The sequence below is a fragment of the Caminibacter sp. genome (assembly GCF_053999135.1).
In genome coordinates this window covers 1-10,900 of the sequence record NZ_JBMXVQ010000049.1, presented here as the reverse complement: position 1 = coordinate 10,900, position 10,900 = coordinate 1, and the positions used below count along the sequence as shown (strand labels likewise).

16 protein-coding genes are annotated in these 10,900 nt (G+C 31.2%); 4 read left to right on the top strand and 12 right to left on the bottom strand.

Annotated features, from left to right (window positions below; genetic code table 11):
* On the bottom strand, window positions 1–226 hold a 226-nt coding region (locus ACXJH6_RS04100; protein ID WP_456470494.1), incomplete at its 3' end, for a hypothetical protein.
* Between the two features lie 173 nt (window positions 227–399).
* On the opposite strand from ACXJH6_RS04100, the gene ACXJH6_RS04095 reads away from it, so the two are divergent.
* Complete coding sequence (locus tag ACXJH6_RS04095) at window positions 400–954, top strand: HdeD family acid-resistance protein (protein WP_456470493.1); 555 nt, start codon at window positions 400–402, stop codon at window positions 952–954.
* On the opposite strand, the gene ACXJH6_RS04090 is transcribed toward ACXJH6_RS04095, so the two are convergent.
* The 7 genes from ACXJH6_RS04090 to ACXJH6_RS04060 form a co-directional block, all read right to left on the bottom strand.
* Window positions 951–1,202, bottom strand: coding sequence for a hypothetical protein (locus ACXJH6_RS04090; RefSeq protein WP_456470492.1), 252 nt, complete (start codon window positions 1,200–1,202; stop codon window positions 951–953). The two genes, ACXJH6_RS04095 and ACXJH6_RS04090, sit on opposite strands and share 4 nt — an antisense overlap.
* 2 nt (window positions 1,203–1,204) lie before the next feature.
* Window positions 1,205–1,921, bottom strand: a complete 717-nt coding sequence (locus tag ACXJH6_RS04085; protein ID WP_456470491.1) for a DNA-methyltransferase — start codon at window positions 1,919–1,921, stop codon at window positions 1,205–1,207.
* The gene (locus ACXJH6_RS04080; RefSeq protein ID WP_456470490.1) at window positions 1,914–2,711 is read right to left on the bottom strand and encodes a TdeIII family type II restriction endonuclease; all 798 of its coding nucleotides are present in this window, start codon (window positions 2,709–2,711) and stop codon (window positions 1,914–1,916) included. The genes ACXJH6_RS04085 and ACXJH6_RS04080 overlap by 8 nt, the downstream gene beginning before the upstream one ends.
* A 2-nt stretch (window positions 2,712–2,713) precedes the next feature.
* Window positions 2,714–4,474 (bottom strand): invasion protein CiaB, encoded by a 1,761-nt coding sequence (gene ciaB / locus ACXJH6_RS04075; RefSeq protein ID WP_456470489.1) that lies wholly within the window; start codon window positions 4,472–4,474, stop codon window positions 2,714–2,716.
* Window positions 4,475–4,641: 167 nt separating this feature from the next.
* The gene (locus tag ACXJH6_RS04070; protein WP_456470488.1) at window positions 4,642–4,842 is read right to left on the bottom strand and encodes a hypothetical protein; all 201 of its coding nucleotides are present in this window, start codon (window positions 4,840–4,842) and stop codon (window positions 4,642–4,644) included.
* Entirely contained in the window at window positions 4,843–5,574 is a 732-nt protein-coding gene (locus ACXJH6_RS04065) for a ferredoxin-thioredoxin reductase catalytic domain-containing protein (RefSeq protein ID WP_456470487.1), read from the bottom strand. It abuts the gene before it with no gap.
* Window positions 5,561–5,908 (bottom strand): ferredoxin-thioredoxin reductase catalytic domain-containing protein, encoded by a 348-nt coding sequence (locus ACXJH6_RS04060; RefSeq protein ID WP_456470486.1) that lies wholly within the window; start codon window positions 5,906–5,908, stop codon window positions 5,561–5,563. Before ACXJH6_RS04060 ends, ACXJH6_RS04065 begins: the two co-directional genes overlap by 14 nt.
* Window positions 5,909–6,028: 120 nt before the next feature.
* Between ACXJH6_RS04060 and ACXJH6_RS04055 the strand changes: the two genes are divergently transcribed.
* From ACXJH6_RS04055 to ACXJH6_RS04045, 3 genes are read left to right on the top strand one after another with little or no spacing between them, the layout of a single operon-like run.
* Complete coding sequence (locus ACXJH6_RS04055; RefSeq protein ID WP_456470485.1) at window positions 6,029–6,697, top strand: DNA-binding transcriptional response regulator; 669 nt, start codon at window positions 6,029–6,031, stop codon at window positions 6,695–6,697.
* On the top strand, window positions 6,690–7,352 hold the full coding sequence (locus ACXJH6_RS04050) for a hypothetical protein (RefSeq protein ID WP_456470484.1): 663 nt from the start codon (window positions 6,690–6,692) through the stop codon (window positions 7,350–7,352). The genes ACXJH6_RS04055 and ACXJH6_RS04050 overlap by 8 nt, the downstream gene beginning before the upstream one ends.
* Window positions 7,333–8,211 (top strand): exonuclease domain-containing protein, encoded by an 879-nt coding sequence (locus tag ACXJH6_RS04045; RefSeq protein WP_456470483.1) that lies wholly within the window; start codon window positions 7,333–7,335, stop codon window positions 8,209–8,211. The genes ACXJH6_RS04050 and ACXJH6_RS04045 overlap by 20 nt, the downstream gene beginning before the upstream one ends.
* Here the strand turns inward: ACXJH6_RS04045 and ACXJH6_RS04040 are convergent, their stop codons facing one another.
* From ACXJH6_RS04040 to ACXJH6_RS04025, 4 genes are all read right to left on the bottom strand, one after another.
* On the bottom strand, window positions 8,212–8,343 hold the full coding sequence (locus tag ACXJH6_RS04040; protein WP_456470482.1) for an ATP-binding protein: 132 nt from the start codon (window positions 8,341–8,343) through the stop codon (window positions 8,212–8,214).
* A gap of 24 nt (window positions 8,344–8,367) precedes the next feature.
* The gene (locus ACXJH6_RS04035) at window positions 8,368–9,066 is read right to left on the bottom strand and encodes an ABC transporter ATP-binding protein (protein ID WP_456470481.1); all 699 of its coding nucleotides are present in this window, start codon (window positions 9,064–9,066) and stop codon (window positions 8,368–8,370) included.
* Entirely contained in the window at window positions 9,053–9,820 is a 768-nt protein-coding gene (locus ACXJH6_RS04030; RefSeq protein ID WP_456470480.1) for an ABC transporter ATP-binding protein, read from the bottom strand. The genes ACXJH6_RS04035 and ACXJH6_RS04030 overlap by 14 nt, the downstream gene beginning before the upstream one ends.
* Window positions 9,804–10,900 (bottom strand): NAD(P)/FAD-dependent oxidoreductase (locus ACXJH6_RS04025; RefSeq protein ID WP_456470479.1); only part of this gene is annotated, 1,097 nt, incomplete at its 5' end. The genes ACXJH6_RS04030 and ACXJH6_RS04025, both read right to left, overlap by 17 nt.

Here is a 10,900-nt window from a genome sequence, read left to right as displayed (position 1 = left end):
TAATTGCAAAAATGGCAACAGGATAATTTTGCTTAAATTCATGCCAATAAAAAATTTCCCTCTCTTCAATATCAAAAAGAGTTTTTAGTTTTTCAACTATATTACCCGAGATTAATTTTCTTTTCTCTTCTTCGGTAAGATAAACGTTTGAAGATAAAAGATTTTTAATTTTTTCTTCTACAAAAGAAAAATCAAAATCTTCTTTTTTATTTTTTTTAAATAACATACTATACCTTTTTTTTAAGCCTATTATATCTTAATTGATATAAAAGATTAACGATTATAAGTAAAAATTATAAATTTTGATATAATAAATTAAATTATTTGACTCAACTAATTTGACATTCATAGCTAAAATGAGTTATAATTCTAAGTATTAAAACTTTTAAGGAGGATGAAATGTTCATCACAAACAGAATCGACAAAGAAAAACTCAAAGAGTTTTCAACATTATCAATCATCAGCGGCATTATTATGGCCATAGCTGGATTTTTAGCAATAGTAAATCCTGTGGCAGGAAGTTTAGCGTTTGTATTGTTTTTAGGAGCTTTATTTGTTGCAAGCGGTATCGTTCAGGCATATGTTACTTTCAAAGCCCACCAAAAATCATTTGGTGCATGGTTTAAGGTACTTATGCTCTTAATTACGGGGGTATTACTGTTAATATGGCCTGGAAGCGGTATTGCGGCGGTTGCTATTTTATTTGCGGCATACTTTTTCGTTGACTCATTCGCATCATTTCAAATGGCGCTTGATTTAAAACCTTTAAAAGGGTGGTGGATGCCGCTTGTAAACGGTGTGTTAAGTTTTATTTTAGGTATCGTTATGATTATAGGATGGCCATTTAGCGCACCTTATACGGTTGGAATTATCGTAGGTGTGAGTTTCTTAATGGACGGAATTGTTTTAATCTATTTAGGATGGATGGCAAAAAAAGGAGCGTACGACAGCTAAGTCGTGCGCTTTTTTGGCCAAAACTTAACTATTGAATAACCGTCTTCTTTATGTCGTTCAGCTTTTTCATTAAACTCATAATCTTCAAAATGGTCGTTAAGTACAGTTGCCAAATATTTCAATCTCTCTTCAGTAGTAAGTTCAGGATATTCATCTTTTAAAAACTCATAAAGATGTTTATCTTGTGTTTGACATTTATCGTTAAGTCTTTTAATATTTTCTTCGCTTAAATCTATTTTTTCCGACATTATTACTCCTTAACTAATAACTCATTAACATTTTCTATTCTTTTTTTAGCAGCTTTAAAATAATCTTTATCAATCTCAATTCCAATAAATTTTCTACCCATCTCAAGTGCCGCAACACCGGTTGAACCAACACCCATAAAAGGGTCAAAAACTACATCTCCCTCGTTACTTGCTATTTTTATAATATGTTTTAAAAGTTTAACCGGTTTTTGAGTTGGATGTTTTGGATTTTTTACCCTCTCTTTTCCCATACAGATAGGACTCTCAAAAAAATTATGCATCTCTTTTTGAGAAAGAAAATTCCAAGTATGTCCTTTATTCCACATACATACAATCAACTCACAACTATTCAAAAACCCCGCTTTTCTAAATTTTGGCACTGGATTAGTTTTATGCCATACAAAAAACTGAAAAGTATCAAAAAGTGGATCAAAAATTTCATGCCATCTACCAATTAAATTATAAGAGCAAAAAGCAAATATATTGCCTGTTGGCTTTAAGACCCTTAAAAATTCATCTTTTAATAAAACCGGATCAAACCCCTTGTCCCACTCAGCAATATCGTTATTTATATCACTTCTCCAAGAGAATTTCATATTACCAGTTGAATACTCTCCTAAATTGTAAGGAGGGTCTGTTAATATTAAATCAACACTATTATCAGGCAAAGTTTTTATTTTCTCAAATGCATCACCTAAGATTAACTTATACTTATCCACCTAAATATTCCTTTTTAATTTTTTCAAGGGCATTTTTTATAATATATGAATTTTTTGAATATTCATCTAAAACCAAATTATATCCATTTTCACTTTTAGTAATAAAATTCCAAAAATCCTTTCCAATTAAAAGCTCATTTTTAGAAAAAAATTGCAATACTCTTCCTTGATTCCAATCTTTTCCTTCCCCAAACCTGTTATAAGCAGTGGCAAAAAAACATTTAATATTATCTGTTTGCTGATTATTATATAAAATACAAAACTGTTCCAATAAAGCCTCTTTTTCAGCCCTTGCTTTTTTGTTATCCAAATCTCCACCAATTTTTAACTCTATTAAATAGTGAAAACTATTTTCTTTATCAAATAAATAATAATCACTTTCGTGAGTTTTTATTTTTTTTGAACCACTTTTAATTTTTAACAATTCATAATCTTGTAAAGAAGGATTTTTTGTTCTATTTTTATAACTTTCTAATAGTTCTGCTATTTGTAAAATTTGCTCTTCAAAAATATATCCTTCTACCTTTTTATATACCTCAAAAAAGAGTTCTGCAATATTGATAGCCATTTTTTCTAACATATTTCCTAATGCACTGTCAAAAGATCTAACAAGAGCAGTATAATATCTAAGTTCATCTCCTAACACAGCAATAAAAGGATTATGAATTTTCATATTTATAGTTCCATTTGGATCATCTTTTTCCCCTATATGTCTTGAAGAAAAGCCTTCTGCAAAACTTTCGACTGAACTTTTAACAATACTTCTAATTGCTTTTTCTTTTGAAATCACTTTCATCCTTTATAAATCTTATCTCCGATTTCTTTATATCTTTGATAATAATATTTCACGAAATTATCAGCATTTTTATTAATCGGGAAATAGTTTTTGTCTTTATAAACGAATTTATCCAAAAATTTTTTAGCATCTTCTTTTTTTACATACGTATCAGCTAAATCAAGATATGTGTTTTTATACCATTTTTTAAGTTCATTATATTTTGAATAATCATATTCTAAATTTTTCCCATTAAATCTAATAACTCCGCTTTCAAAAAGACCCGTTAAATGAATAAGACCTTCAATATAATAAGGCAACACCTCATCCACTTCCATCCACGCAATAAGCCCCACAGCCCTTTTAATCGTATCGTCTAAAACAGCATCGATAAGTTTAGCATCTTCATTTTCAAAAAAAGCCATAAGACCGCCGCTAGTAGCTTTAAATTCCTCAATATTTTTAAACATTCCGCTTTTATTCATAACACTTTCGCTATTTTCATCAACCCATAATATATGCCCAAATTCATGTCCTATTGTCGTAATGTCATACACTTTTACAAATTTTTCCTTATCCTCAAGGTTTTTATAAAATTTATCCATAAACTCTTTCCCAAGTATCTCGTAACTTAATGTCATTTTAGGTCTTGCTTTGATGTCTTCATACACCTTATCCACAAAAGCGAATATTTTTTTGCCTTTTTCGGCGCTTACTTCTTCGTCGTTCGGCACAACCTGGGCGCTGAAAAGTCCGTTAAACTCCGCACCGTAAAAAGTAGCAGGAGTTGATATATAAAGCTGGGTTTTTTCTATATTAAAAAGTGCTGTTTTTAAAAGTTTTTCGTCTTTACAATACTTTTTATACATTTTTACAATACTATCTTTTACTTCGCTTTTAAGTTTCGGATTTTTAATTCTGACGTCAAGCTCAAGGGCTACCGCCTTTCTGTATTTATCTTCATAATATTCAAGGGGATGACCTACCTGAACAGGAGATTTTATATCCATCCATATTTTATCAACAGCAGCCCACTTTTTAATAGCCTCACCTCTTTTTCTCTCAAGAAGCGCCGTTTTTAATGCGTTAAAATATAAAATCCACTGAAGTTTATATTCGTCGCTTAAATCTTCAAGCGCCAAAATAAGCTCGTCTACCGCATTTACCGCTTCATTTACCTCTTCTTCAAAAACTTCGGCATATGTTTTAACAACATAATTTCCTTCATCCGTTTTCACCAAAACAGAATAACATCTTTCGCTTAATTTTTCATTCACTTTATCAAGAAGGTCTTTTTCTATAAGATATGTCATAATTTTCGCTTCATCACCGGCAAACTCTAAAGACAAATCCTCATTTACCGTATGGATAATATGCTTTGTCCAATGTGGCTGCCATTTGCTAAAAGCAATTCCTATTTTATGAACACCTCTTAAAATTTCCGCATAAAAAGGTCCGATAAAAGGAGCAATATCCTCAATTAGTTTTTCATGTTCTTTAATCCAAAAATTTTTAGTAAGTTCATATAAATCAAGCTGAATTTCCTGAATCTCTTCTTTTGAGAAATTACCTTTTCTCAAAAGATTTATAATACTGTCTTCTCGAAGATGAAAAAACCTTTTTTTAAGAGCTAAAAGATTTTCATCGTTTATCTCAAGTCCAAGCTCTCTAAGGATAGCTTCAAACAACTCTCTTATATCATCTGGACACTTTTTAAAATATCCGTTTATTTTTTCATCTCTTTTTCTGACTACCTCATATGCCGCTTCCAAAAACATGTTTATCCTTTATCAATCATTCACTTTTTTTACTATAAAAAAACTTCTCCATTACTATAAAATGATAAAATCTTTTTGCGTTTAAATCTTTATCCACAATTTCAATATTTTTTCCATCTCTTTTTAAAGCTTCTTTTAAATCCTTACTCGTTACAGCGATATTGATATTAGGCTCCCATTTCTAAAAAATCAAAAACATACTCTTCTTTTGGAGTTATAAAAAAATGAACGCTTCCTACTAAATCTTTGCTATTTACATATTCTATTTTTTCAATCTGTCCGTTGTTTACAAATACTTTGGCGAATTTTTCAGCTTCCTTGCTTGGTACGCATATTTCGTTTTTTACAGGAATTCCCAAAACAAACATCTATCCCCTTTCAATATCACCCGGATAATCTGCTATTCCATATGTAAGATTTCCAACCTTATCAAATCCTAATTGCTGCTTTAAAGCTCTTTGTAAATATCCGCTTCTGCTTCCGACATGACAATAAATTATTATTCTGTCATCTTTTAATTTCATCCATTCATCCAAATCGTACTGCACCCTGCTTATCGGCAGTAATTTATCGGTCCCTTTTATTCTCATCATCTGATGCTCAAACGGTTCTCTTATATCGATAAGTTTAAAACTCAAAAGACCTTTTTCTCTGGCTTTTAGCAAAAGTTCAAGCTCATGTCCTAATATCTGTTCTTTTTCTAAAATATTTTCAAGCTCTCCTACACTAATACCATCTATCTCTTCAGCATGTTTTTTAGGATGCTCTTTTTGATAATTTTTAACATATTCCGGAGTACAGAAAATTCCGCAGTGACAAACTCCTTTGTTTGGAATTTCATCTTTTATAGCCTGGGGACACGGGCATATTCTGTTATCACTGCTGACATATTTTCCCTCTTTTTCAATAACCGGAAAACAAGGGCAAAATCTTTTTCCGTACATCAGTTTATTGTTTGTAAGTCCTTTTAAAACCCTCTCAACTATTTCTTCGTCAGGATGAAAAGTCCATCCGAATTGTTCAACCGTTTTATGGGCAAATTTTTCGGTTTTTAAAAATTCCTGCTGAAATTCAGTAGAGCTTAAATCAGGCGTTTTCATTAAGCTCCTTTGTTATTTCATCACACTTCTCAGGGTTACAGAAAATTCCGCAATGACAGCAACCTTCTTTTACTTCATGTTCTACCGCAGGTTTGCAAGGACAAATTCTGTCATCCTTATCCCCCATAGGAATAAAACAAGGACAGTATCTTTTTCCGTACATTAGTTTATTTCTTGTAAGTCCCATAACAATTGCATCATAAACTTCTTTATTAGGATTTAAACACCATCCAAACTGTTTTACCACTTTTTCTACAAACTTTTTTGTTTTTTCTTCTTCTTTTTTAAATTCTTCACTGTTCATATCAACATCTGGTCTTTTAGGGGTAAGCATTTTTAGCTCCTTTTTTTGTCTGATTTTAACAAAAAAAATCTAAAAATCAAATAAAAGATATTTTTAATCTTTTTTAATCGCTTTTTTTGTTTTTGATATAATTCCACCAAAAAGGCTCTTATGTTTTTAGCAAAATCCGAATACTTAAAAAAAATCAAAAACTTAGCGGATATGGCTAGAGAACTTCAATTAAGCATTTACATATGGGGAGAAAAAGGCGTTGGCAAAAGCTTTCTTGCAAGATACATAGCTCCAAACGCGGTAATAAACCCTCTAAACGCTACAATAAATCCGGTCATAATAGAAGATTTTGATAAAAATCCTTCTCTTGAATTTAAAATAAATTTCTTTATAGCCACAGGTACTAAACCTTTAAATAAAGATTTATTAAAAAAATATTTTACGATGGACATCGAATTAAAACCGCTAAAAGACCATCCCGAAGATATAGAAAATTTTATTAAACTTTTCCAAAAAGAAGCAAAAAAAACCTTAAAAATAGAAAAAGAAATCAACATACAATCCCCGGATATCAGTGAAAATTTAAACTCTCTAAAAAGACAGGTATATCAACACCTCCTATATCCTTCTTCAAAAAAAGAAACTTTACAACTATTATACGAATATTATCTTCACAATCATAAAACCTACGAAGAAGAACTTAAAGACTTTGAAAAAACACTTTTTTCCGCTATGAGACAAAAATACGGCTCTAAACTTAGAATATCGGAAAAACTAAAAATCAACAGAGTAACCCTCACAAAAAAAATGAAGGCTTTAAATGTTTGAATTTTGGATTGAATATGATATTAATCCCCTTATTATTTTCAATCAAAAAGGAAACATAATATACTGCAACCAGGAAGCCGAAGTATTTTTATCATATATTAACAAAAAAGAAGTATTTGATTTTACTATAAAAAACGCACCTAAGGAAAAAGGCATCAAAACCGATTTTAAAAAAATCCAATTTAAGGATTTAGAATTTAACGGATTTTCAATAGGATACCAAAACGATAATCAGATAGGAATAAGACTTCTTATAAACACTAATGTTCATTCCATCCGTTTAGAAGAACTTGAAAAAGTTGATTTATCTATGCTTTTAAATTTCGCAATAGAATATATTAACTTAAAACAGAACACTTCCTTTAAAGTATATTACGACCCTTCCATTCCGGAAATTTATCTTAACAAAAAAGCTTTTTTAAATTTACTGTTCGATATTTTTGAAAATCAAAAAGAGGTGTTTATACAAACAAAAATTAATATAGGAGAATATATTAAATTAAACGAACAAAAATATCCTATAATTTCGGTTATTATAAAATGTACGCCTCTAAAGCATTTTAACAACAATTTCTTTGAAATAAAAACCAACGAAAGCGGATATATTATCCAAATACCCCTAATTAAGGAAGAAAATGAAAATCATAATACTTGACACGGAAACTACAGGAAATAAAGACGAAGACAGAATATGTCAGTTAAGTTATCTTGTTATGAATGAAAACCTGGAAATAGAAGAAGTACATAACGAATTTGTAAAACCTCCTATTCCAATTAGTTTTGAAGCTATGGCGGTCCACCATATAACAAATGAAATGGTAGAAAACAAACCGCCTATAAAACATACTGATGCTTACAAAAGATTAAAAGAATTAAATCATGCCGATAATTTAATAGTAATCCACAATGCCGCCTTTGATTTGGATATGTTAAAAAAAGAAGGATTTAACTCTTTTTTTAAGTTAATAGACACGTTTAGAATATTAAAACACCTGATTCCTGAGGGAAAATTTTCTCTTCAATACAACAGATACGCTCTTGGACTTTATAAAAAAGAACCTGAAATATGTAAAAAATATAATATAAAAATAAACGCCCATGACGCTTTAGGAGACGTTGTGGTACTTGGCCTTTTATTTGAATATATAATTAAAAATTTTGACAAATCCCTTGATGATTTAATAGAACTTACCAAAAAACCGGTCCTTTACGATAAATTTTATCATGGCAAATATAAATTCGAAAAGATAAAAGACGTTATAATCAATAATCCTGATTACATCGAATATATATTAACATCAACCGACCTCGACCCTGACGTTAAATATTCAATAGAACACCATTTAGCAAACCTTGAAGAGCCTATGCAGTTTAGATTTAACGTAGGCAAATATAAAGGTATGCTTATAGAAGACGTGGCTCAAATAGATATGCAGTATTTATCCTGGGCTTATCATAATATGAAAATGGGGAAATGGATGAGAACGAAAATAGGAGAGCTTCTAAATAGATAATTATGGAATATACAATCTAAAACAGCTCCCTTTACCCTCTTCGCTTTTAACTTCTATTTTTCCTCTATGTAATTCTATTATCTTCTTAGTAATGGCAAGCCCTAGCCCGGTGCGTTTAACATTATTTTCCATAAAATCCCCTTTTACATCCCTTTATTATCCTCCAAGATATTTTTTCTTTATTTCCTCGCTTTTTAATAAGTTATCAGCTTTATCCTCCAATACGATTTTTCCGTTTTCCATAACATAACCCCTATTGGCTATTCTTAAAGCGGCTCCCGCGTTTTGTTCTACCAATAATATCGTAACATCATCCTCTTTATTAAGTTTTATTAAAATTTCAAAAACCTCTTTTACTATTTTAGGGGCAAGTCCTAATGAAGGCTCATCAAGAACAAGCATTTTAGGCTCACTCATTAAAGCCCTTGCAATAGCCAGCATCTGCTGTTCTCCTCCGCTTAAACTGCCTCCAAAATTATTTCTTTTCTCTTTTAATCTAGGAAACATCTCAAACATCTGTTCTTTTAATTTTTCATAGTTTTCATCATTTAAATAAGCACCTATTCTAAGATTTTCCTCAACTGTCAGGTTTATAAATATTTTTCTGCCCTCAGGTACCAAAGCCATTCCTCTTTTTACGATTAAATGAGTAGGCACTTTTGAAATATCCGCTTCTGCAAAATGAACTCTACCCTCTTTTTTTACAAGATTGAATATAGCGTTAAGAGTTGATGTTTTTCCCGCTCCGTTTGCACCGATAATAGTAACTATTTCTCCGGCTTTAACCTCAAAATCAATACCCCTTACAGCTTCTATAACCCCGTATTTTACCTTTAAATCATTAACCCTCAACATCGATATCTCCTAAATAGGCTTTTATAACCGTTTCATCTTTCATCATATCCGCCGGTTTTCCTTCAAAAATCGTTTTTCCATAATCAAGCACCATAACCCTGTCCGCTATTTTTTGAACAAACTTCATATCATGCTCTATAAAAAGAATTGTTTTTTCTTTTTCGCTTCTTAGCTTAAAAACCGTATCGGCAAGCTCATCGGTTTCTTTCGGATTCATTCCCGCAGCCGGTTCGTCTAAAAGAAGCAAGTCCGGCTCGGTTGCCAAGGCCCTAGCAATTTCTACTTTTCTTTGATTTCCGTAACTTAAAGAAGTAGCTTCATAATTTGCAAACTTATCTATTTTTAAAAACTCCAAAATTTCCATGGCTTTCTCTTTATAAATTTTTTCTTCTTTAAAAAATCTAGGAAATCTGAAAACCGCCTCAAAAAAATTATATTCATAATGATTTTCAAAGCCTATAAGAACATTTTCAAGTACCGTCATACTTTTAAAAAGCCTTATATTCTGAAACGTCCTGGCAATTCCTTTTTGAACTATCTTTACGGGAGAAAGCCCCGTTATCTCCTCTTCTTTGAAATAAATATGACCGCTAGTAGGTTTTAAAACCCCCGTAATAATATTAAAAAGCGTCGTTTTCCCCGCTCCGTTAGGTCCCACTAAAGCAAAAATTTCAAGAGGTTTTACCTCAAAGCTCACATCTTTAATAGCAATAACCCCTCCAAACTGTTTTGTAACCTTATCTACTTTTAACATTTAGTCTCCTTAAATATTCTTCCCCTTTTTTCCTTGCCCATTTAATAAACAATCTCTCAGTATCCAAAAATTCCAGGCTTTTACCTTCTATAATATAATCTCTTAACGCTTTAGCACACATATAAGCGTTTGAAAAGCCTCTTCCCCCCATTCCGTTTATTATATAAAGACCTTCAATAAAAAACATTTCTTTTGGCATATCGCCTTTTACTATATGTCTGTCGCTTAATAAAGTAAAATCGGTATCTATAATTTTACCAACCACAGGAAAATAATCAACACTAGCAGCCCTAAACCCGCCCTTAATATCAAAAATTACGAAATTTTTAATATCAATAATCTCATTAGCTTTTGAAATAAGCTCATAAGCCTCTTCAAAATTTTCTTTACACCATTCACAGTTTCTTTTATGAGTAGCTCCTATTTTAACTATTCCGTCAATTTCGCCAACCGAACAGTTTTTATGGAAATGATAAGGGAGAGAAGTTATATTATCGGCTTTTCCTTCTATTCTTTCCCCCCATATCGGTCTTATATTAATATAAGGAATATCAAAAACCGATTCATAACCTGTGGCAAGAATAATGTTTTTGGCTTTTATTTCGTTATCTATAATCCAGAAATTATCTTTTCTTACTATTTTTTTTACATGTTTTTGTAAAAAATTTACTTTTATAACTCTTTTTACATCATCAGGATTTACGACGCTTCCTACCTCAAAAAAAAATCCTCCATCCATTTTTTTAAAAGGAAGTTTTATATCTTTTTCATATAATTTAAACTTTTTTATATCTTTTTCGTCTCTCGGAAGTATTAAAACTCCTTTTGTATTAGTCCGAACCCCCAGATTTTTATAAAATTCGACCGACTTGAGTATTCCTTCGTTAATAAATCGCGTATAAAGAGAATCAAACCCAACTTTTGGAAATAAAAAAGCCCCTGCAGCCCCACTAGCCCCGCTTAAAGGCTCTTTTTTATCAATCAACAAAGTATTAAAATCTCTTAAAAACCATGCACTAAGAAGACCCGCTATTCCTCCTCCCACTACGACAAAATCATAAAAACGCACAAAAAAACCTT